Consider the following 23,414-nt stretch of genomic DNA (forward strand, 5'->3'; position numbering starts at 1 on the left):
AATGGTAGCTAAAGGCGATATGGTATATGCGTCCGCAAGCGATGCAGCGGTCCTTGAGAAAGGAGAGTGTGGCGGTGCAGTCACAGCACTTCTCAAGTACGCTCTTGAAAGCGGCACTGTCGATGCAGTCCTCGCAGTGAAGAAGGGATATGACGTCTATGACGCAACCCCTGTCCTCATCAAAGACCCCGCTGAGCTCATCGAGACAGCAGGATCACTCCACTGTGGTACACTTCTGCTTCCAAAGCTGATCAAGAAATATCTTGACGGTGCAAAGAACGAGAAGATTGCAATCACGCTCAAGGGCTGTGATGCAAAGGCAATGTACGAACTTGCCAAGAGAAACCAGATTAACCTCGACAACGTCGTGATGATCGGTCTCAACTGTGGTGGGTCTGTCTCTCCGGTAGAGGCACGGAAAATGATTGCCGACAAGTTCGATATGGACCCAGACTCAATCGTCAAAGAAGAGATTGACAAAGGCCAGTTCATTGTCGTTGACAAAAACGGCGAACACAAAGGCATTTCCATCGATGAACTCGAGGAAGAGGGCTACGGACGTCGTGCAAACTGCCAGCGCTGTAAAACAAAGGTTCCCCGCCAGTGTGATCTCGCATGTGGTAACTGGGGAGTCATTGGTGACAAAGCAGGCAAGGCAACATTCGTAGAAGTATGCAGCGACAAGGGAGCAGCACTTCTCGAGGGTGCTGTAAAAGCCGGTGCCATTGAAACTGCAGCACCTATCCCCAAGGGCATTGAGATTCGCGGCAAGGTCGAGAATGCAATGTTCAAACTCGCTGACAAGTACCGTGCCGCACAGTTCGGCGCACTTGGCGAGAGCGAAGACCGCCTGAAGTTCATCATGGACGAGACCTCACGCTGTATCAAATGTTACCAGTGTATTGAGAACTGTCCAATCTGCTACTGTGTCGAGTGCTCCACCAGGAAACCACATCTGGTTACCCCGGGACAGGTTCCACCACCCTTCATGTTCCACCTCATCAGGTTCAGCCACATATCTGACTCCTGTGTGAACTGTGGACAGTGCCAGGAACTCTGTGCAATGGACATTCCAAATGCACTCTTCATGCACTCCCTGCAGGTCGAGATGGAGAAGATGTTCGGGTTCGTGCCCGGTGTAAACATGGATCTTCCGGTCCTTGCACTTGTTGAAGAACCTGCAGAGCGCAAGCGTCTTTCAGACACAGGCGACGATCAGATCTACAACATATTCTGAAACATCCCCTTTTTTTGCCTGAATATTAATCAGGATAACAGTGTGTTATCGCACACATGCTTCATTATCTGAATGAGTTCTCAGGATCATCGCATCTGCCGCGCGTAAGCAGGTTATAAGCTATAGCCATAACCATCAGCCGGCGTCTGTATCTTCGGGCTGCAAAGGCTACAACAGCCGTCGCCAGATGATTTTGGGGCGTCCCCGGTGTGAGTACAGTATCCAGGGTATTCATAGTGTATGAACGGTAACGGCGGCGGCCTGAGCCGCGATAGAAAACCGAGTGTTGTTCCTGCATCACAATTCCAGTCCGTATCAATGCCACCATTGCACAAAATAATTCCTATTGTACAATACCAAAACCCCGGTATCAATCAATGAAAAAACCCACAGTAAACGAAAATGACCTAAGAATTTATGAGAATAAGTACAATAAGGATTCTCCGCGGAATTGGCTGCATCGACCCTGAACAATATGAGATGAGAACTGAATTACCGGCAGAAGGTATTATTCGTTGAATACCGAATGATTCTTTCCGAACACACCATGATGATCTGTTTTACAGGATAATCGATCATCTCTCTCTGACATATTGAAAATCATCGAGGAAAATCTCTTATAATCCACAGGAAAATGTCTGGCAGGTCGCTCACGAAGATGGGGAAATATTGAAAACTGAGGTATTACCCCAAAAATTTCCTTCTTTCTGCAGCCCTGAGAATATCTGACTTCGAATCATGCAGCTTATTTTCAGAAATATTCCTGATTATCATATCCGTTGCGTCCTTATGCTCAGCATCCGTCTCAAAATCACCGAGTATATCTGTTGCATATTCGAAATCCGCTTTTGGAAGATACGGGGAATCGGGATTCAGATACCTCACTGCGTCGGTAAGGTCTTCTGTGAAATTCAGATATATTTCATTCAGGTAATCATACTCTTTATCAGAGAGTGCAGAAATCCCCAGTATTTCCGGGGGCACACCGATGGAATAGCAGGCAGCAGTGAAGGTAATAGCACGGGGAAGATTCAGTTCCCCATGATTTCTTGAGTATCCAAAAAGACCGATATGCAGCTTTCTGCGTCTTCTTCCCGGGATATATTCTGCCACTTTGTTTATCACAGGTGACAGTTCAGTCAGTCTGGTATGGTATTCTGCCGAGCACGTATCAAAAAGGGACAGGCACCGTTTTACATCAACCACCTGTGAGGTGCCAATCTCTCTTGCCTCAAGTTTTCTGATTCCTTCACGAACAAGATCCGGAGGATAGTCGTATTTAAAGGCAGACTGGATTGTGAATGTATGGACTCCGGGATATTCTTTTAAGACATGCTCAATGTTATCCGGCCTCAGGTTTCCCCTGAAAGGGGCTGAACCTACACCAATTATCGGATATATGGGAATTCCTGACGTTTCAGATACATCCCCCATTTGCATAAGTGCAATTTTATTCAGGATTACTGCACCGATATTTCCGTAATTTATCGCAGGATCGGAACGGGCAAAAAATACTCTCTGATAGTCAAGATTCTTATTTTCAATATATCTTTTAACCATTTCCCCGGATTTCAGCATCCCTTCCCTGTTTTCAAAGAGCGGAATTACATTAATTCTCTCGGGTTTGAATTCACCGATCCAATCCGCGATGGTGACATCGCGCCCTCCAAGTCTGCCATGCTGCTTTCCGATTACATAATCACAGTAATATTGGTAGATATTGTCAATAGAGACATATGAGGTGGTCATCGGGAGTATGACTTCAAAGATGGGGGCGGTTCCATTTTTGTAAAAAAGGTGTGCCAGGTCAAATGAACGGGGAATACTCTCAAGCGTTTCCAGAAGAATTTTTGCTTCAGCCCTTTCAACTTCGGGATTGGGCAGTCGTAAGGTTAAGAAGATGTCTTTCCCCAGCTGATTTTGCAGAAAATATGATTCATACCGGGAAAGCAGTTTCTTGACGACAAAATTGTCCACTTCTTTTCCTTCACAATCCCACATCTGTTCCCTGCAGTGCAGATGAGAATAGGCATAATACGCCTCAAGCACCTCATCTTCCCCACCCATCAGAGAAGAATAGCAAAAAAACGGTGTGTTAACATTGTCCGGATGCTGGGTACTCATCGTTTTTGGTACATTACAGTGGAGGTGATCTTTCATCTCAACATTCACCAATGTACTTTGTTGTCAACCATAATTATTTTCTTGGTTGACGCCAGATGTGCACACCGATGCTGCTTTTTCGTTATGTGGGGAAGACCAGAATGTCTGCAGTATTGCCACAATTTTCACTCAGATTTTTCACCGGATGCAAAGAATAGCACACATCAGGAAAGCACCGGAATGGAGAGAGATTTGCCCAATGACGGAGATTTCTGAGAAGGAGATTTGGCCCCCGTCAATTAAAGCTATCACAGAACAAAAATGAACCTCTCTGAAATATCAACCATGGATGATATGCGTACGGACTTTCATGGTTTACCGCTAATGGGACAGAATATTCATTCCAAGCATAACTGTACAAATAGACGGGACGAGAGCTCACGCTCCTTTGTATACCCATTCCCGAATAGAATAATCACATGCAGTCATCTGCGGTACAGCAATCCTTCCCGGGCACTCACGCTCTTTTGTATCGTATATACAGAACAGAATAACCCCTTAGAACCAGTTTACAGATAAGAATCAACCGCAGAGCCTCGGCTCTCAGGTATAACAGTTACAGAACAGATTTTCATTTTTTGCAGAGCATTTGCAGCGAAGTATGGTTCCCGAGCACTCGCGTAACTCAGTACAGCATACTACGTGAACGGGCTTAACTTCCGGGTTCGGTATGGGTCCGGGTGTTGCCCCGCTGCTATGGCCGCAAATACAGAAGCTGTGTATCGTGTGTGCACACTGGATTTCGTCTGAGTTTTAACGGAGCACGTAAATCAGTGTTAGCTGATTCGGGCGTTAGTACTCGTGGACTGAACACGTCGTTACCTTCGTGCGTACATCCCGAGCCTATCAAACGGATCTTTTATCCATGCCCTCAGACGAGGTCTCTTTTTAGGTCTGGTTTCAAGCTTAGATGCTTTCAGCTTTTATCCATTATCGCGTAGCCACTCGGCACTGCCCTGTCGGACAACCGATCTACCAGTGGCGACGACGGAAAGTTCCTCTCGTACTATTTCCGTCTTACCCTCAGACCTCTAACACTCCAAATAGATAGTAACCGACCTGTCTCACGACGGTCTAAACCCAGCTCACGATCCCCTTTAATAGGCGAACAACCTCACCCTTGGCTGCTGCTGCACAGCCAGGATGGAAAGAACCGACATCGAGGTAGCAAGCCGCCGGGTCGATATGTGCTCTTGCCGGCGACGACTCAATTATCCCCGGGGTAGCTTTTCTGTCGTCAATAGCACTCATCAAAAGCGCGTATTGGTTCGTTAGACCCGAGTTTCCTCTCGTGAACACTTGCTATGCGTGTTCACGTCAGGCCAACTTTTGCTCTTGACACTCTTCTGTGAGTTTCTGACTCACATGAGTTGACCTTGGGGCACCCTTGATATCTTTTCGAGGGTGTGGCGCCCCACCCAAACTGCCTACCTACCGATGTCCTCACAAGGAGTTAGTGTTACAGTATACAAAGGATGGTGTCTCATTGGTGACTAACCAGCCCCCACGAGGGCTGGATCGACATCTCCCATCTACTCTGCGCAATGAATACCGTAACACAACGACAGGCTGCAGTAAAGCTCCACGGGGTCTTCACTTCCCATTTGGAGTCCCTAGCCTTTGCACTAGGATAAAATGTTCAACGGACTTGTGTTTGGGACAGTAGGGCTCTCGTTAATCCATTCATGCAAGTCGCCAATTAAGCGACAAGGTACTACGCTACCTTAAGAGGGTCATAGTTACCCCCGCCGTTTACAGGTCCTTCGTCCGGTTGAACCCGGTTTTCAGATACCTGCACTGGGCAGGAATCACAGACTATACTAGTCCTTACGGAGTTGCAGTCTGCTATGTTGTTATTAGACAGTCGGAGCCCCCTGGTCACTGCGACCTGCCCGATCTCCGGGCAGGCACCCCTTATTCCAAAGTTACGGGGCCATTTTGCCGAATTCCCTAAACACAATTAAACCGACACGCCTTAGCCTACTCAGCTAGGGGCACCTGTGTCAGATCTCGGTACGGACATCTGATTCCCTTTTCACGGGTTCCAGGAATTTGCTTTATTACTCCATCACGCTTTCACTCAATTCTCACCATTACGGTTCTCCGAGAGCTTATACGATTAGACAGGGCGACAGCCCTGCAAAGCATATCCAGAAACGTCGGGGTCCGAAGACTACAATCAGATGGTACAGGAATATTAACCTGTTTCCCTTTCGCTATACTCGAGTTACGGTATAACTTAGGACCGACTAACCCTCGGCTGACGAACATTGCCGAGGAAACCTAGCCCCTTCGGCGGTTAGGATTCTCACCTAACTATGCTTCTACTAATGCCAGAATTCTCAATTCTACACGGTCCACAGGAACTTACGCCCCTGCTTCCGCCCATGCAGAGCGCCTCTCTACGCCATCACCTTGCGGTGGTCTGTGGTATCTGTGGTAGGTTTTAGCCCCGTCCATTTTCAGCGCCCTAAACCTCGACTGGTAAGCTGTTACGCACTTTTTAAAGGGTAGCTGCTTCTAAGCTCACCTTCCAGTTGTCTTTGGCCTAGGACATCTTTTAGTGTTGACACTTAACCTACACTGAGGGACATTAACCACAGTCTGGGTTGTCTCCCTTACGCATTACAAGCTTACCCCGTAATGCGGACTTCCAGCCTTCTACGACGACGGGGAATTCGGAGTTTGACAGGAAGGTGAGGAATTTCTTCCCCAACTCCTCCAATCAGTGCTCTACCTCACCGTCTATCTCCAGCCAGGTCATGCTACGGCATGTTTCGAGAGGAACCAGCTGATGCCCAGTTCGATTGGCCTTTCACCCCTATACGCAGGTCACACGAATGATTTGCATATCAATACCGCTACGGCCCTCCACGCAACTTTCGTCACCCTTCAGCCTGCCCACGCATAGATCACTGGGCTTCGGGTCTTATCCTGTCGACTACACGCACTATTAATACGTCGTCCCATGTCGAAACTACGGACTTGTCGCTTTCGCTTCGGCTTCCCTTACCGGTTAACCTCGCCAACAGAATAAACTCTCTGGCCCGTTCTTCAAAACGTACGTTATGACACCGGCAGTACACCTCATACAACCGCCTCGCGACGGGTTCTTTCGATGTAAAGATCCTTGCATGCCATAACACACTATCACCTATCAGTTTCAGGCACTTTTAACCACCTTTCCAGGGTTACTTTTCAGCTTTCGCTCACGCTACTAATGCGCTATCGGTTTCGAGGAGTATTTAGTTTTGGAGGTTGATGACCCCCAGGTTCATGCGAGAATTCCAACCCGCACTACTCGAGACACTTCCTCATCAAACATCGGTATGCGTACGGGGCTATCACCCTCTGTGGCAAACCGTTCCAGAAATATTTCCGCTTCGGATGTTTGATTAAACGGAAGGCTCACAACACCACATGTCCCCGAAGGGATTCGGTTTGAACTCTGTCGTTTTCGATCGCTTTTACTCACGACATCTCGTTTGATTTCTCTTCCTCCCCCTACTGAGATGTTTCAATTCGGGGGGTTCCCAATCCTTACGGATCGCTTCTTAAAGAAGCAGGAGGTCCCATTAGGGAATCTCCGGATCATAGGTTCCATGCGCCTACCCGGAGCTTATCGCAGCTTGGCACGCCCTTCATCGGCACTCGAACCGAGCCATCCACTGACAGGTTTGTATCAGCTTGTCTTTTTTGATTGTGTCCGTTAAAACTCATTTAACGTCCAATGTGCACACCTTTACACAGCCTCAAAGAGTCGGTTAGACTCTCGGCCCTTCCCCGATGACTCACGTCTCCGGGTGCATGGGAGCCTGGTGTTTCAGATTAAATGGTTATTACTAACCACTCTGATTACCAGGCAATGGACTTAAGGGGATTTGAACCCCTGGCCTCGGCGTTGCAAACGCCGCGCTCTTCCAGCTGAGCTATAAGCCCATATCCTGTTGACACCGACAATTTTACGTTTTGTTTAATAACCGCTTACCCAGTTCTTTAGGAGGTGATCCAGCCGCAGATTCCCCTACGGCTACCTTGTTACGACTTAACCCTCCTTGCGAAACCTAGATTCGACTGCGGCAAAAACCACAGGCTCATCCAAACCTCACTCGGATGGTTTGACGGGCGGTGTGTGCAAGGAGCAGGGACGCATTCACCGCGCTATGTTGAAACGCGATTACTACGGATTCCAGCTTCATGTGGGCGAGTTACAGCCCACAATCCGAACTTAGGACAGGTTTAAGAGATTGCCTTCACCTTTCGGTGTCGATACCCATTGTCCTGCCCATTGTAGCCCGCGTGTAGCCCGGATAATTCGGGGCATGCTGACCTACCGTTGCCCATTCCTTCCTCCTCTTTAGCAGAGGCGGTCCCAACAGTGTCCTCTTCGTTCCGGAGAACAAGCTAGCAACTGTTGGCGTGGGTCTCGCTCGTTGCCTGACTTAACAGGATGCTTCACAGTACGAACTGACGACGGCCATGCACCTCCTCTCAGCTGGTCAAACAGAGTCTTCAGCCCGGTTATCATTCCGCTGTCCTATCCGGTGAGCTTTCCGGCGTTGAGTCCAATTAAACCGCAGGCTCCACCCGTTGTGGTGCTCCCCCGCCAATTCCTTTAAGTTTCAGCCTTGCGACCGTACTTCCCAGGCGGCACGTTTCACGGTTTCCCTTCGGCACCCCGGTGACTCGTGGTCACCAGTACACCTAACGCGCATAGTTTACGGCTGGGACTACCCGGGTATCTAATCCGGTTCGCTCCCCCAGCTTTCGTCCCTCACTGTCGGAGCCGTTCTGGTGAGATGCCTTCGCCATCGGTGGTCCCCCGGGGATTACAGGATTTCACTCCTACCCCCGGAGTACCTCTCACCTCTCCCGGTCCCTAGACCAACAGTATCTCTTAGACGCCCGCCGGTTAAGCCGGCGGATTTCCCAAGAGACTTATCGGTCCAGCTACGGACGCTTTAAGCCCAATAATAGTGGCCACCACTCGAGCCGCCGGTATTACCGCGGCGGCTGGCACCGGTCTTGCCCGGCCCTTTCTTCAGATGCTTTTTAGACACCTGGACAGCCCGCGTATACGGGCACTCGGGGTTCCCTTATCACAGTTTCCTGCATTGTAAAGTTTTCGCGCCTGCTGCGCCCCGTAGGGCCTGGAATCGTGTCTCAGATTCCATCTCCGGGCTCTTGCTCCCACAACCCGTATCGATTACAGGCTTGTTGGGCCGTTACCCCAACAACAACCTAATCGACCGCAGATCCATCCTAAGGCGCCGGAACTTTCGACTAAAGAACATTCCAGTATCTCTAATCTATGGAGTATTATCCCCAGTTTCCCGGGGTTATCCTCCACCTTAGGGCAGGTTATCCACGTGTTACTGAGCAGTCCGCCGAGGGTCTGAACCCTCTCGACTCGCATGGCTTAATCGAACCCCGATAGCAGTGACCTCTGGCAGGATCAACCAGAATTAATTTCTTGAAGTAGGCAAACTGATACCTCAGTTTTACTCATCAAAGCACACTTACTTTCGGCTTATTTTTTAAAGGATATTAGCGGTTACTAAACAAATTTCCGCATTGCCAGTGCCAACGTCAGAACCAACACTCCCATTCGAGCGATTTTGGTCCTCCATCAAAATCTCGGACTACAATATAGGAATTGAAGGATTATAAACCCTTGCATTTCCGATTGGAATCCTGTGTTAAATCCCTGCAGCAGCCGGCGGATTGCCGGAGGACTCCAGAGATTGTATTCCTTGGATATTTTTATTGTCAGCAGATCAAACAAAGGCAGTTCAGCCCCCGAATATCTCAAACAATCGACCTAACAACATGGTATCCGACGAGATATAAAGATTCTGATATTTTTACAGAATTTACCCCAATTCCCCCACTAACCACATGACATCACTGCCGTTTGCACAGAATTTCATACAGAATATACCAAACCGCGCAGACAGGTTACAAAGAATAGAAAAATGAATCAGATTCCGGACAAAAAATACGTGTAAATTCTAGAGAACTCAATTGCGTCGCCGGGAAAGTTCCTCAAGCACATCACCGAGATCCTCACCTGAAGCACGCAGGGCCAGCAGAATGTGGAACAACAGATCAGCAGCCTCTTCAACCGTCCGTTCAGAGGAGCCGTTTTTCGCTGCGAGAATAAATTCAGTCGCCTCTTCCCCCACCTTTTCAAGGGCCTTGTCTACCCCCTTCCGGTGAGTGAGAATGGAAACAACATAGGACCCTTCCGGGCGCTCCTCCATCCTCCTATTAATCGTATCCCACACTTCAACAATCACACCAGCATCCACATTACTCACCCTCTGCTACAATATCTGTGACCTCTGCATTATACATACGGCGGCACAGCAGGCGCACTTTTTCCACGTTACAACCCCCTCTGCCGATTGCAATACCCAGATCACCCTTCTTTTTAATCACAATCCGGGTTCTTTCGGTATCAGGATCTGCTTCCGTCTTCAGCACATCAATCGGCCGGAGAGTATTTCTGACGAATTCATCAAAAGATCCGCCCTCCTCAACCATCTCAATACGCCTTCCGAGAACCCTCTGCATCCGACGTATATTATCCCCGTTTTTGCCAATTGCAAGGCCCATATCTCCTTTTTTCACCACATAGATGATCCGGTCAAACCCATCATCTACGATACAGTCGATTGCAATCGATTTTGTAAGAATACGAAGCTCTTCAATATATCTGCGCTCTTTAAAGCCTATGACATTATGCATCAGTCAGTCGTTGTAGTATTTTTCCTATGATACCATATAACCACTTGTTTCATCCAAAATTATATGGTTCCAGCCAAAATCCGCAGAAAGTTTATTATTTCGCATCAAAACAGTTATTCTATGTACGGGAGATACGAAATCCCATTTGAATATTCTGACGATACCATCACACTCTCCATTACAGAAGACGGAGATTTTTTCAGATATATCCGACAAATCGCAGATGGAAAAAAGGAACAGAAAACGCTCCTGACAACAGAGAGTGCCGTTGTTGCCGTTAACCCGATTGAACCAGTAAATCTTCCAAAACAGATCACCCAGTATCTCGAGATTGAATTCACCCCCGTCCTCATCGAACCGGAAGGAACTAAAGTCATTTATCTTCTGTTTCCGATTGAAATCGGAGTAATCGTCTTCGGAAATAAAAAAATGGAGGCAGTAGATATCTTCTCTTTCTGCCCCCAGAAATACTCACTATACGGCCCTTCGGGAGGAGGAGTCATTACCAAATATTATGCAAGTGACATTTATTCTTCCCCACCGGAATCCGACCGGTACTGTACCGGCATTCTTCGCCTGGAGATCGAGAATAAAACCCTGGAATGGGCCAATATCAGCAGAACCGTCCTTGATGGATACAGCATGAAGATCTATTACGGCCCATATGTATCCATGCTTGCACGCATGAAAATACTCACACCAACAAATGCAGAAACTGAATTTATCCGCAACCCGGCCGCATCAGATTTCCAGAAGGCAATCGAAATTTATCACACCCGCAGCATACCTTCAATAAAAAATACCTATCTTATGGAATGGGGGTATTGACCAGTGACTGACATCATCAATACCACAATCATATATGAATCATCCATATTTGCGGCCCCGGTTTATGGAGAAACCACCGTGGGCGATCTCCTCTGGTTCGTAATCATCCTCATTCTTGCAGTCATAATTGCCAAGATCATTTCCCTCAACCTCACCAGGTTTCTCAAAGACCGTATCCGGAAAAATGACCTGAACCTCATAAGTAAAGCAGCATACTGGCTGATTTTTTCCGTCGGATTTTTAATAGCCCTCCCTTACCTCGCAGTGGACCTCTCCGGCCTCTTCGTTGCAGGAGGAGTCGTCGGTATCATCATTGGATTTGCAGCACAGAGCGTATTTGCGAATCTTATCTCAGGCATCTTCCTCATCTTTGAGCAACCCCTGAAATTTGGAGACAATGTGCTCATCGAAGACACACACATCATCGTTGAGGACATCCGGATCTTTTCCACCATCGGAAAGACCTTTGAGGGCATCTATGTCCGGATACCAAATGAAAAGATATTCACCACGACAATCACCAATTTTGTGGCAAATACCGCCCGCCGGTTTGAATACAATGTAGAAATCCGCTATCAGGATGATGCAGCCCGCGCGATACAGATAATTGAGACACTCATCGAAGAGGAACCATTCTGTCTGAAAAATCCGGGACCATCCGTCTATGTGGATGAACTGGCATCAGACGGAGTGATAATCAAAACACGCATGTGGGCACCATCAGAGGTCTGGTGGGACATCAGAACAACCATGCTCTGGAAGATTAAGTGCGCAATTGAAGCTGAAGGGATGGAGATACCATTCCCCCAGCGCACAATATGGGTTAACCCGACTGACGAAGAGAACGCCCCCCCCAAACCCATCCCCGATACGGACCACGCCATACCAAAAGACCGAAAGGAATGCAAACCATCCGGGTATGAACCAGGGAAAAGCCACCCATACAAGAGCACCGAATATAATGGCTCGTATGAATCTCAAAAAGAATAAAGATACTGAATTAAAGAGTCTAATTCAGTTTTCGGCAGATAATATCCATAACGCCGTTTTTTATGCCAAATCTGCTTTCTTCCTTATGAATCGGAGAAGAAAGAGGCACTTCAAATTCACGGCCATCTATAGTCACCCGCACTTCCTGATCCAGGAATTCTACAGAGGGTGCTGAGGATTCTTCGCCGGACAATTCCAGGGTGATATAAAAATACCCCGAATCCTCCACGATATCATAATCGAAGTCATCTTCGAAGTCATCCAAATGGAAGATACGTCCGTCATCACCTGAACCTGAAATAATTGTACAGCCGATAAACCGCGGAGGTTCATCACCCGGCATGTTTCGTATCATCTCCTCCATTGCTTTTGCCAGATTTCTGAAGACGTCATCGTTTGGTTCTTTTGCCATTTATTTCACGCACCGAATATTTTTGTCCATGACGCGTTACAATCCCCCCTCCCTCAAGCCGCGCAAGTGAATGCTCGATAAGGGAGACAGGGATATCTGTTATTCTTTGAATTTCAGAAACAGACAGATCACTGTTACATAGTGCGGTTATAAGATTGATTTCTGTTTCCCCAGCTAATATTTCTTTGCTCGTAGACACAAGATCATCCAAAGCTGCATCCAGGTCACTCTCAAGATACTCCAGTGTTTCAATGTGACGATTACGGGCATCCAACAGAGAACGAAGATTCAACACTGATTGCAGAAACAGCTCATGGGAGGAGAACTCCTGCTGCATCATGACGGGAGGTTCTGCAACTTTTATCTCGATACTGATGTCACGGACAAGGCAGTAATATTTCCTTCTCCTCGTGTCAGTGCGTGAAGAAAGGAACTCGGCGCGCTCCATGTACTGGAGATGGTCAATCACCGCCTTGGGGTTTAGCATCAGCCGCTCGGCAATCTCAGTCACATAACATGGCTTCTCCCGGAGAAGTCCAATGATACGCCGCCTGTTGCGGTTACCAAGAATATCCAGAAGATCGGAGCCCTCATCATCACCGATCATATTTACCAAAAGTAAATGTGAAAAAAGTATAAATTAATTTTGTTCATTCCATAACGCGGTAATTCGGCGCCTCATCAGTAATGAGGATATTATGCGGATGGCTTTCGGTATATCCGGCCGAGGTAATCTGCACAAACCTTCCGTTCCGCCTGAGATCAGCAATAGTCTTTGAACCGGTATATCCCATTGCAGATTTCAGACCGCCGGAAAGCTGATAGAGTACATCAGAGACATTCCCCACATAGGGAATTGCCCCTTCCACACCCTCGGGAACAAATTTATTCTTTCCGATATCCTTCTTCTGGAAGTAACGGTCACTTGACTGCCCGCCGCTCATCACTCCAAGAGAGCCCATCCCACGGTACTGTTTGTAGCGCCGCCCTTTCATTGCAATGAGGCGTCCCGGGGCTTCATCGGTTCCTGCAAGGAGACTTCCCACCATCACGGAATCCGCTCCGGCAGCAATTGCCTTTGCAATATCACCACTGTACCGGATGCCGCCATCTGCAATGACCGGGACATCGTATTCATTCATTACCTCGGCAACATTCGCAATGGCAGTAATCTGGGGCACACCAACGCCTGCAACAATACGGGTTGTACAGATCGAACCCGGGCCGATACCGACCTTTATTGCATCAACATCCGAACCAAACTCCTCAGCAGCCTCCTTTGTTGCAATATTACCGGCGATGACATCTGCAGAGACACTCCCCACAATATCACGAACAGCTGACACAACATTCATGTTATGAGCGTGTGCACAGTCGACAGCAAGCGCATCCGCACCTGCCTCAGCGAGCATAACTGCACGCTCAAAATCAAACGGACCGACTGCTGCAGCAACACAGAGATTGCCGTCCCGGTCACGGATGGCATTCGGGTTCTGATGCCGTTCCAGAAGGTCCTGCATGGTAATGATTCCCAGAAGAGTCCCATCTGCACCGGTGACCGGCAGACGCTCCACCTTGTTGGTGTACATCTTCTCAAGTGCCTCCTCCAGACCGATGCCGTCCTCCGCGGTGATGGGTTCACGAGTCATGACATTCCGGATATTCTCATCACCCCGCTTTCCGACGATGCCGCGCAGGTCCCTGCGGCTGACAATGCCGATTATCACATCGTCGTCCATGACCGGCACACCGCCAATATCATGGTAGCGCATCATCCGGTCCACCTCACCCACCGTGGAATCAGACTGAACGGTCAGCACTTCACGCTCAATAATATCTTCAGCCTGCTTGACAAGACGTATCTCTTCTGCTTCACGTTCTGCACTCATATTACGGTGGATTATCCCGATACTGCCCTCACGGGCAAGCGCAATCGCCATCCGTGATTCAGTGACTGTATCCATCGCTGCCGAGATGATGGGGGTATTGAGAGCGATGTTTCGGGTCAGCCGTGAACGGGTGTCAGCTTCTGAGGGTTCAACATAAGACTCGGCAGGAACCAGCAGAACATCGTCAAATGTCAGGGCCAGTGGAATATTCAGTTTACCGGCGTACATACTGATCACCTCACCAGAGACATTGCCTTTTCAACAAGTTCTTCCCTGATAACACTGCTGCGATCCCCGCCGCAGACCATCCCCCGGACACCGATAATCTCCGGGTTAATGCGGCGCAGGGCTGCAAGGTCATCAAACTTCAGGGAACCTGCAAGAGCAGTCTTCTGCTTCAGACTGCGGTTAATATCCGTAAATTCTCCGAGAACAGATTCGTCCATAAAATCAAAGAGGCTCTTCCCATCCTTAATACCTGTGTCGATCATGGCAATATCAGCACCATTCTCTGCCACAAGGGGGGCCATCTCTATTGGAGAAATAGTACCCATTCGTTCATAATCTGCATAGGCTGCAATAACAACAGTCTTTTCGGGGAATTGCCAGTGCACGGCTTTTGCAACAGCCTCAATCAACTCTGCTGCACGATCAGCGCCGTCAAATTTCAGACCGACCTTGACATAGTCCGCACCGGCACATGCTGCACCATACGCAGCCTGTGAGGCGCCGCCCGGAAGAAAGCTAAAATCACCGATTGCAGCACTGACAGGTTTGTCTGTCATCTCCTTTATTGCATGAATAACCCATGGAAAATTGGCACCGAGTGAACCTTCTGACGGTTTCTTCACATCGATGATATCAGCAGCGAGGGCACTGCGTGCCTCCTCAATACTGCTGGGGCTGACTAATAGTTCCATACTTATTTTTGGATACTCCTCATAATAGTGATTACGTATGATCATATCCGGACAGAGAGATTTGGCCCCTGATTTTCCGGTTATTTCTTCAGAATGGATATGGGGCACGCGGAGAGCAGTACCACAACATTTAGTGCCGGATACAGGCAGGAAGGATACACAATGCTGATTACAATAGAAGGGATAGACGGGACCGGCAAATCGACATTAATCAGAAATCTCAGTGAAACACTGAGAGACCTGAAGCCCGTCATTACCCGGGAGCCGACATCCACATGGATTGGAAAACAGGTCAGAAGAGGAATCGCAGAAGAGATAGACCCCGTTGCAGAGGCACTCCTTTTCACGGCCGACCATGCCGCGCATATCCGGGAAGTAATTCGCCCGGCACTTTCTGAAGGAAAACTGGTCATATCTGACCGGTACAGTGATTCTCGCTTCGCCTACCAGTCTGTCACTCTGAATGCCATTCTGCCGGATGCCCGGGGCTGGCTGGATGCAATCCACCGGGGGTGGACCATTGTCCCTGACCGCACCTATCTCCTGACCATTCCTGTGGACAACGCAATGAAACGGCTTTCTGACGATCGCGACGACACGGAACACTTTGAAAAAGCAGACATTCTCTCCCGTGTTCAGAAGAATTACCTGATGGCTGCAGAACGTGACCCGGAACGATTCGTTATCATTGATGCAATGCTTGAAAAAGAGAAGATTGGAAGTTTTGTTGCCGAAAGTATCAGGCAGTTCGTGAAACAGTGATAATGACCCCTTCATTCAGGGTCAGCACATCCACTTCCGCTCCAGCAACACGGTAGGCATAGACCGGTTCAAAGGCACCCTCCGGGACTGCCACCTCTTCTCCGTCAACAGTCACATGCGACACACCATTGCGGAGTTCTTCTTCAGAGAGGGCACGCACCGCATCCATAAACCCACGGGCTTTGTTTCTCAGAACAGGTCCGATGACACCCATTGCAAAGTTTACATCAGAAATCACCTGTTCAAGCTGTGGTTTCTCAGTAGTCCAGGTCACCGTCGCATTCAGGGCACGGGATGCATCACCGGCATCTTCAATCGCCTCATCCGCATACACAAAGACCTGACCGAGAGGGGCATTGAGTGCCATACCATTGTCATGCTTGAACCTGCGCACTTCAGAGACCACTTCAGCAAGCAGAGCGCCATTACGGTCTGCATCCGCATCGACGAATGAGAGGTCGGGCCATCCCGCGGCATGCACACTCCCGTCGTTCAGATAGGAATAGCACTCTTCAGAGAAGAACGGGGTAATCGGTGCAAACAACCTGCAGATGGTTGCAAGGGCCGTTCGCAGAGTATACAGAGCACTGTCACGTGCAGGCCCTTCGTCTTCGTACAGCCTGCCTTTCACCAGTTCAATATAGTTGTCTGCAAAGACATCACGGGAGAACTCACGGATGCCACGGATGGCACGGTCAAACTGATAGGCCTCCATTGCCCCGGTCACCTCTGCAACCGTTGCAGAAAGACGGCACATCAGCCACCGGTCGGCAAGAACCGTCACGGAATCTTCAGTGAGAGCACCCGAGTCCCCTGCCTGCATCAACACAAAGCGTGCGATATTCCAGAGTTTGGTCTGGAACCGTGACCCGGCAACCACATCATTCCAGGAAAAGACGATATCTGATCCCGTTGCCGCACCGATGGCACTCCACTGGCGGAACGCATCTGCTCCGTAATCCTTGAGGATGTCCTCCGGAGGAATGATATTGTCACGGCTCTTGCTCATCTTAAAGCCGTCTTCACCAAGCACCATACCGTTCACAAGAATCTCATTCCATGGTTTTGAACCGGTCAGGGCAAGGGAACGCAGAATGGTATAGAATGCCCACGTCCGAATGATATCATGGCCCTGCGGGCGGATCTGTGCGGGGAAGCGCTCAGGAATATCCCCGCCGTCCCAGCCGGTGACGTTTAAGACAGAGATGGAAGAGTCCATCCAGGTATCGAGTACATCAGCCTCGCCGGTAAACGATGTCCCGCCGCAGACAGGGCAGGCATGCTTCGGGGACGATGAGGTCGGGTCAACCGGAAGGTCTGCCTCTTCCGGAAGGACCGTCGCACCGCATCCATCACAGAACCAGACCGGAATCGGGGTGGCAAAGACTCGCTGACGTGAGATGCACCAGTCCCATTCCATCTGTGATGCCCAGTTTTCCAGACGGGTATACATGTGTTCAGGCGTCCACATGATCTCTTTGGCCGCTTTGATTATTCCTTCATTGTGAATCTTTACAAACCACTGGCGTTCACTGAGGATCTCAATCGGCGTCTTGCAGCGCCAGCATGTGCCGACACGCTGTTCCAGACTTTCCTGCCGGTTGAGAATGCCCTGCTCCTTCATATCTGCAAGGATCCTCTCACGGCATTCCTTTGAGGTCAGGCCGTCATAGGGGGCGGCAATGGCTGTCATTCTGCCGGAGAGGTCAATCGCCTTTCTCAGGTCAAGATTATGCTGCTTCCACCAGTGCACATCCTGCTTGTCACCGAATGTACAGATCATCACCGCACCGCTGCCAAATTCCGGATCAACCGCAGTATCGGTAATAACCGGCACATCATGCCCAAAGAGCGGTACAGTCAGGGTCTTGCCTGCAGTTCCTGTATACCGTTCATCTTCCGGATGAACAGCAACGGCAACACAGGCTGCAAGAAGTTCGGGACGGGAGGTGGCAATCTCTACTCCATCGAAGTCAAAGAAGTTCAGGAGCGTAGTCCGGTCATCATAGGTCACTTCGGCAAATGCAATGGCCGTCTCACATCGCGTACAGAAATTTACCGGGTGTTCACTCTGGTATATGTCGCCTGCCTTGAGCATTCTGAGAAATGATATCTGAGTCTTCCGGTAGTATTCCGGCATCATCGTGATGTATTCATTGCTCCAGTCTGTTGAGAATCCGCACCGCCGCATCGTCGCGCGCATCTTCTCAATATTCTGAATCGTCAAATCACGGCACATCTGCCTGAACGTATCACGGGGTACATCATTTTTGGTAATACCATGGATCTCTTCCACCTTCACCTCGGTGGGAAGACCGTGGCAATCCCACCCCTGGGGGAACATGACATTATATCCGCGCATCCGCTTATACCGCGCGATAAAATCGATATAACACCAGTTAAACCCGTTTCCTATATGGAAGTTGCCTGTCGGATAGGGGGGAGGTGTATCGATGATAAACTGGGGTTTCGTTGAGACAGGATCAAAATAATTGTCCTCATCCTTCCATTCCTGCAGCCAGCGCTCTTCCACAGAATTGGGATCATACGTCTTCGGTATTTCCGTTGATGGCGACATTTCGAGAATATTGGTTGTTTTTTCTCTTAATAGTAATCGGAGATCCGGGAGTCACAGGCGATCGGATCCACTGTTTTGTCTGCAAACAACGGTGATTGTTCAGGAAATCGGCATGCATAAGCATAAACCAATTAACCATGAATCACAAAAATAAAAGCAATGGAACGGGATACAGGGATGTGGGCAGCATCGGCTCTTGCGCTGATATGCATCATCATCGCTCCCTATATCTCGCCCCCCTGGCTTCTCTCGCTCTTTGTTGTGCTCATCTGTGCACTCTTCATTCTCATTAAAAAATCCCGCTACACATCAGTGTCTATCGCAGCGATTGCAGCGCTCTATGGTCTGGAACTCATACCGCTTGTCGTATTTTCCACCACATTTGCCATCGTCATTATCGGCGAAGCTGCCTACCGTATTGCAGGACAGGGTGCAAAAGGATACATCCCCTTTACAATCGCCGCATTCATCAGTGCATTTATGGTTATGATGTATTCCGGCTATACCGCCCCGTTTGTGGCTGTCACCGGGGTAATAGTCGCCCTGATGCTCCATTCGATTCTGCGCGATCGTAAGGACAGCATCTTCATTGAGACACTGGGCGTTGCGATGACGATGCTCCTCTTCTTTGACATCGACTACCATGTGGAGACAACCATCCTCATCACCGCTGTCATAATCGGATTCGGCTTTGCCTTCTTCTCGTATAAGCTGAAGGCAGCCGATATATCAGGTCTTTTTTCAGGAGCACTGATGGGCATTCTTCTCATCGTCTTCACCGATGTGCGCTGGTTCCTCATTATGCTCACCTTCTTTATTCTCGGAGCAGGCACCACAAAATACCGGTTTGAAAAAAAGACAGCACTTGGTGTGGCAGAATCACATGGAGGTGTGCGTGGATACTTCAATGTATTCGCAAACGGACTGGTCTCACTCTGCGGGGCCATCCTCTATGGAGTTACCGGAGATCCCCTGTATATCGCACTTTTTCTGGGAAGTGTCGCCTGCGCCACCTCAGACACCCTTGCAAGCGAGGTTGGCGTCGTGGGGAAGACCCCGCGCCTCATCACCACATTCAGGGAGGTACCCCGGGGAACAAACGGGGGTGTTACAATGGTTGGAGAACTCGCAGCCATTGCCGGTGCAGTCATCATCGCCATGGTTGCATATGTACTGAATGTTGCAGACCTGACACTCGTCGCAGTGACCATACTGTCCGGATTTTTCGGGACAAACATCGACAGTCTCATCGGTGCGTTATATGAAAACAAACACATCATCGGAAATGCAGGGACAAATTTCCTCGCCACCCTGCTCTCCGGAATCTTTGCAGTCGCAGTGTATTATGCACTTATTTCTTTTTAACATACGAATTTCACCGACAAATACCCGGAAACCATCACGGACTCTATCTCGTTCAAAGAGCACATTACCCCGTCACGGGAACGGATGATACCACCCCCCTGTTCCGCTCTCAGTCAGAAAGAACCTGATCCTTTTATCCCTGCTTCTCACTGAAGAGAACGAACAATACTCGTGCAGTGACGTTTTAGCGATTGATTGTTATCGCGTTCGAAACGTTTCCCCGGTTAAACACGGGGGTACGACAAAATAGTTTCCTGAACAGCAGATGCATAAAAAACCCGTATTCACCCGGATAAGGACGATTAAATCCAAAATAAAAAAGAGAATAATCAGGAGTATTTGTACCAGCGTCCCTTCTCATCATAGACCCCTTCCTGCATCATCGCCTCCTGCTGCCTTTCAGCGACGCCCTGCACATGACGCCGGTAAAAAACGGCCTTAAACGGAAGAAGAATGGCAGTAAACAGGCCAGTCACCACTGCATACAGGACAATGACAAGATCCACCCCATCCTTTCCAATCAGAGCCTGCTGCTCTTCTGCAGTCATATTCAGAAGAGTGTTTATGTCGAGCGACGGATCAAAGACCATTGAACCTGCAAGGACCAGTGAACCAATGAAGGCGCCGACCACAAACAGCACTAAGAGAAGGATAAAACAGGCGCAATAGAATGCAATAACCTCGAAGGGGCGGGAACGAACAAATGCTACGCTCCTTAGCAGGGATGCAAAGACCTTCTTCTCTTCCAGAACCGCTGCGGTGTCATAAAAGAAAAAGAAGAACACCAGAGGGATAAAAACCCAGAATACACCTATAGCCATCAGGATATCATCCTGCCCACCTCCGAATGCCGTAAAGATGAGAGTGAGAATGAAAACTCCAAGAGCGCCAAAGAATGCCACAAATGCTCCCGGAAGCAGGATCGCAAAATACCGGGAAAGACCACCCGAAGCATATGCAGAGAGTGACCCGTCATTCCGGTGTATTATTTCATAGGATGCCCCCACAAAAAACGGGAGGGCGATACCTCCAAAGAAGCCGATAGCTTCCGCATAGAAATTCAAACCATTAAAGATGCAGTATTCAAGAGCTGCGACAACACATCCGGCCCAGACTCCTGACAACAGGAGAAGGGGATATCGCATGAGACAGCTGAATGTTTCTCTGAGTGAATGAAGAACCATGGTGTATCAGCGGTTCCGGGGCATAGCAACTATCTCACGAACCTGCAGGTCAAAGTACCTGGCAGTATTTGCCGGGAGCACCACACATACCGTATCAGCACCCTGTGCCGTGCCGCCCACTGCAATCACTTCCCTGTCAACCGGAACTTTGCCCTGATCCGCGGCAATAAGTGTACACTCTACAGCCACCTTCAGCCCGATCGCAATCGTCCGCCGAAGGGTCTCTGCAACAGCATCGGTACGCGATCCGCCGCCGACCTTCGGGTTTGCCGATAATGCGCGTTCAAGGCCCGACAGGACATGCGTCCCCGTGATCACATCTGCACCCTGCTCTTTGAAATACGGCAGGAGTCCCGTATCAAATTCCCAGACCCCCGGCTCCCGGAACCCGACCACATGAGTCACCACAACAAGGTGGATTCCGGTGCCTTTCATTGCCCCGGCGAATATCTTCGCCGTTTCTCCGGTAGTGCTTGCGACAACAATAGTGGATATTCCCAGATCCTGTGCACGCTTCACTGCAATATCCGCTGCGTCGTGTGAATTATCTTTTCCCGGCCGATCAAAGTAAAATACCGTTTTTTCAGAAAAACTCATGATAACGTTTTTTGCATCTTATCATTTATACTCTGGTACGACAATCAGATACCATATACAAAGGCACCAGGATTGCCGGAGATATGCATCAATATTGAAAATGAGAGGAGAACTATAATGCTGACAATTGCTATTGCAGGAAAACCAAATTGTGGAAAATCAACGTTTTTTACCGCATCCACACTCGCACCTGTGGAGATTGCAAATTATCCGTTTACAACGATTGACGCGAATACAGGCGTTGCCTATCTGCGTGTTCCATGCGCGTGCCAGGAACTGGGCATCCAGTGCGGCCACTGCACAAACGGTGTCCGGTTCATCCCGGTGGCACTGATTGATGTCGCTGGGCTGGTGCCTGATGCACATCAGGGCAGGGGACTGGGCAACCAGTTTCTGGACCACCTGAGGGAAGCGGATGCCATAATCCACATCATTGACGGAAGTGGCAATACAGACAGTGAAGGAAACCCGGTTGATGCGGGTTCTCACGACCCCCGCGAGGATATCGGATTCATTGAATACGAGATGTCCATGTGGATCTATGGGATTCTTGATAAGAACTGGGCAAAGATGCAGCGTTCAACCCAGCAGCGGAACTTTGACATCCTTGATGCCATCGCCGAGGCACTGGCAGGCCTCAAAATTACCTATGAGCATGTCCGCGATGCCGAACGCGAGGCAGAAATTGACCTGAAGACCTGCTCCAGAGAAGAACTGATCAAATTCTGCTCCATCCTTGTCCCCCTGAGCAAGCCGATGGTCGTGGTGGCAAACAAGGCTGATCTCGCATCTGAGGAGATGCGCAGCCAGCTGAAGGCGACCGGCATCTCATTTGCCTCTGCAGCAAGTGAACTGGCACTCAGAAAGGCAGCAGAAGGCAAGTTCATCACCTATCTGCCCGGAGACCCCACCTTCACCATCCCACCGGAGTCAAACCTCAGCGATGCCCAGAAGAAAGGTCTCATGGCCATTCAGGCTGTTATGGACACATTCGGTGGAACAGGCGTTCAGCAGGCGATCAACGGATCCGTCTTTGATCTCCTGGATATGATCGTTGTCTATCCGGTAGTAGATGAGAACAAATACTGTGACGGGCAGGGCAGGATACTGCCGGATGCATTCCTTATGAAACGTGGCTCAACACCTCATGACCTCGCATACCAGGTACACTCCGATATCGGGGACGGATTTTTGTATGCGGTTGATGCAAAGACAAAGATGAGGATCAAAGAGACACACGAACTGCATACCGGGGACGTCATCAAAATCGTCTCAACCAAATAGAGAAGCCCAATTTACTCTTTTTTGTAAGAAATCACATCCTGATTTCTCATCAGCCAGTGCCTGAACCATCTGATACGCGCTCGTTTTTCCACAACATATATAACCCATCAGTCAAAAGATTCTCTTAATTATGGGCGGAGAGATCTATCAGGCTCAGGTGATCAAAAATTTCTTCGAGACGATCACCGGACCTGACCGAAACATGACACGGATCTTCATGTGCGTTGTCAGTACGGCAAAACTCCGGATGGAACCGCCTGAGCGGATCACATTCCTTGTGGATCAGATTAAAAAATCCAAACAGAAGCGTGAACTCTCCATTGATATCATTGATTATATGTGCGAGGCAGCAATCGACATCGACCTCACATCCGTGATGACGGCATTCGGAGCACAGGAAGTGGCCGGAATCGCCGATGAAATAGGCGACATCAGTTTTAATTCCCTCTGACACA

17 protein-coding genes, 1 tRNA gene and 3 rRNA genes are annotated in these 23,414 nt (G+C 49.2%); 7 read left to right on the forward strand and 14 right to left on the reverse strand.

All coding sequences use genetic code 11. The features are described from left to right. Position 1: 1 nt before the first annotated feature. Complete coding sequence (locus L1S32_RS05110; RefSeq protein WP_278156700.1) at positions 2–1,237, forward strand: Coenzyme F420 hydrogenase/dehydrogenase, beta subunit C-terminal domain; 1,236 nt, start codon at positions 2–4, stop codon at positions 1,235–1,237. Positions 1,238–1,921: 684 nt separating this feature from the next. On the opposite strand, the gene ppcA is transcribed toward L1S32_RS05110, so the two are convergent. The 7 genes from ppcA to L1S32_RS05145 all read right to left on the reverse strand — a co-directional run bounded on the left by ppcA (position 1,922) and on the right by L1S32_RS05145 (position 10,150). Further along, positions 1,922–3,397, reverse strand: a complete 1,476-nt coding sequence (ppcA, locus tag L1S32_RS05115; protein ID WP_347403371.1) for a phosphoenolpyruvate carboxylase — start codon at positions 3,395–3,397, stop codon at positions 1,922–1,924. A 589-nt stretch (positions 3,398–3,986) separates the two neighbouring features. Further along, positions 3,987–4,108, reverse strand: a 5S ribosomal RNA gene (gene rrf, locus L1S32_RS05120). A gap of 65 nt (positions 4,109–4,173) precedes the next feature. Beyond that, positions 4,174–7,093 (reverse strand): 23S ribosomal RNA (locus L1S32_RS05125). A gap of 173 nt (positions 7,094–7,266) precedes the next feature. Beyond that, positions 7,267–7,339: transfer RNA gene (locus L1S32_RS05130), tRNA-Ala, on the reverse strand. Positions 7,340–7,398: 59 nt separating this feature from the next. Next, positions 7,399–8,866: ribosomal RNA gene (locus tag L1S32_RS05135) — 16S ribosomal RNA — on the reverse strand. The 16S, 23S and 5S rRNA genes sit together here with 1 tRNA gene alongside, the layout of an rRNA operon. Before the next feature lie 554 nt (positions 8,867–9,420). Continuing rightward, the gene (gene hisE / locus L1S32_RS05140; RefSeq protein ID WP_347403375.1) at positions 9,421–9,699 is read right to left on the reverse strand and encodes a phosphoribosyl-ATP diphosphatase; all 279 of its coding nucleotides are present in this window, start codon (positions 9,697–9,699) and stop codon (positions 9,421–9,423) included. Between the two features lie 13 nt (positions 9,700–9,712). Then, entirely contained in the window at positions 9,713–10,150 is a 438-nt protein-coding gene (locus L1S32_RS05145) for a NusA-like transcription termination signal-binding factor (protein ID WP_278156702.1), read from the reverse strand. A gap of 120 nt (positions 10,151–10,270) precedes the next feature. Here L1S32_RS05145 and L1S32_RS05150 point away from each other — a divergent pair, with 120 nt between their 5' ends. Together L1S32_RS05150 and L1S32_RS05155 are read left to right on the forward strand one after the other, a co-directional pair. Then, positions 10,271–10,978, forward strand: a complete 708-nt coding sequence (locus L1S32_RS05150) for a DUF432 domain-containing protein (RefSeq protein ID WP_278156704.1) — start codon at positions 10,271–10,273, stop codon at positions 10,976–10,978. Positions 10,979–10,981: 3 nt separating this feature from the next. After that, positions 10,982–11,968, forward strand: a complete 987-nt coding sequence (locus tag L1S32_RS05155) for a mechanosensitive ion channel family protein (RefSeq protein ID WP_278156706.1) — start codon at positions 10,982–10,984, stop codon at positions 11,966–11,968. Between the two features lie 19 nt (positions 11,969–11,987). Here L1S32_RS05155 and L1S32_RS05160 read toward each other — a convergent pair whose 3' ends face one another. The 4 genes from L1S32_RS05160 to L1S32_RS05175 are packed head-to-tail and all read right to left on the reverse strand — an operon-like array spanning position 11,988 to position 15,189. Then, positions 11,988–12,380: a CS domain-containing protein gene (locus tag L1S32_RS05160; protein WP_278156708.1), complete on the reverse strand. Its 393-nt coding sequence runs from the start codon at positions 12,378–12,380 to the stop codon at positions 11,988–11,990. Next, positions 12,358–12,987 carry an ArsR family transcriptional regulator gene (locus tag L1S32_RS05165; RefSeq protein WP_278156710.1) on the reverse strand — a complete coding sequence of 210 codons (630 nt, stop codon included), beginning with the start codon at positions 12,985–12,987 and terminating at the stop codon, positions 12,358–12,360. The genes L1S32_RS05160 and L1S32_RS05165 overlap by 23 nt, the downstream gene beginning before the upstream one ends. Positions 12,988–13,030: 43 nt before the next feature. Further along, positions 13,031–14,497: an IMP dehydrogenase gene (guaB, locus tag L1S32_RS05170; RefSeq protein ID WP_278156712.1), complete on the reverse strand. Its 1,467-nt coding sequence runs from the start codon at positions 14,495–14,497 to the stop codon at positions 13,031–13,033. Between the two features lie 5 nt (positions 14,498–14,502). Continuing rightward, a complete protein-coding gene (locus L1S32_RS05175) occupies positions 14,503–15,189 on the reverse strand; it encodes a (5-formylfuran-3-yl)methyl phosphate synthase (protein WP_278156714.1) in 687 nt (228 codons plus the stop codon). Between the two features lie 162 nt (positions 15,190–15,351). Between L1S32_RS05175 and tmk the strand changes: the two genes are divergently transcribed. Further along, a complete protein-coding gene (tmk, locus tag L1S32_RS05180; protein WP_278156716.1) occupies positions 15,352–15,951 on the forward strand; it encodes a dTMP kinase in 600 nt (199 codons plus the stop codon). Here tmk and L1S32_RS05185 read toward each other — a convergent pair. After that, on the reverse strand, positions 15,929–18,529 hold the full coding sequence (locus L1S32_RS05185) for a valine--tRNA ligase (protein WP_278156718.1): 2,601 nt from the start codon (positions 18,527–18,529) through the stop codon (positions 15,929–15,931). The genes tmk and L1S32_RS05185 overlap by 23 nt on opposite strands. Positions 18,530–18,688: 159 nt before the next feature. Between L1S32_RS05185 and L1S32_RS05190 the strand changes: the two genes are divergently transcribed. Continuing rightward, positions 18,689–19,894 (forward strand): TIGR00297 family protein, encoded by a 1,206-nt coding sequence (locus L1S32_RS05190; protein ID WP_278156720.1) that lies wholly within the window; start codon positions 18,689–18,691, stop codon positions 19,892–19,894. Positions 19,895–20,223: 329 nt separating this feature from the next. Here the strand turns inward: L1S32_RS05190 and L1S32_RS05195 are convergent, their stop codons facing one another. After that, complete coding sequence (locus L1S32_RS05195) at positions 20,224–21,039, reverse strand: hypothetical protein (protein WP_278156722.1); 816 nt, start codon at positions 21,037–21,039, stop codon at positions 20,224–20,226. A 45-nt stretch (positions 21,040–21,084) separates the two neighbouring features. Continuing rightward, positions 21,085–21,675, reverse strand: coding sequence for a pyruvate kinase alpha/beta domain-containing protein (locus L1S32_RS05200; protein WP_278156724.1), 591 nt, complete (start codon positions 21,673–21,675; stop codon positions 21,085–21,087). A 117-nt stretch (positions 21,676–21,792) separates the two neighbouring features. Between L1S32_RS05200 and L1S32_RS05205 the strand changes: the two genes are divergently transcribed. Beyond that, entirely contained in the window at positions 21,793–22,959 is a 1,167-nt protein-coding gene (locus tag L1S32_RS05205) for a redox-regulated ATPase YchF (RefSeq protein WP_278156727.1), read from the forward strand. Positions 22,960–23,089: 130 nt separating this feature from the next. Continuing rightward, positions 23,090–23,410, forward strand: coding sequence for a hypothetical protein (locus L1S32_RS05210; RefSeq protein WP_278156729.1), 321 nt, complete (start codon positions 23,090–23,092; stop codon positions 23,408–23,410). Positions 23,411–23,414: the final 4 nt, after the last annotated feature.

Origin of the sequence: Methanogenium sp. S4BF, assembly GCF_029633965.1 — an archaeon.
Classification (GTDB): domain Archaea; phylum Halobacteriota; class Methanomicrobia; order Methanomicrobiales; family Methanomicrobiaceae; genus Methanogenium.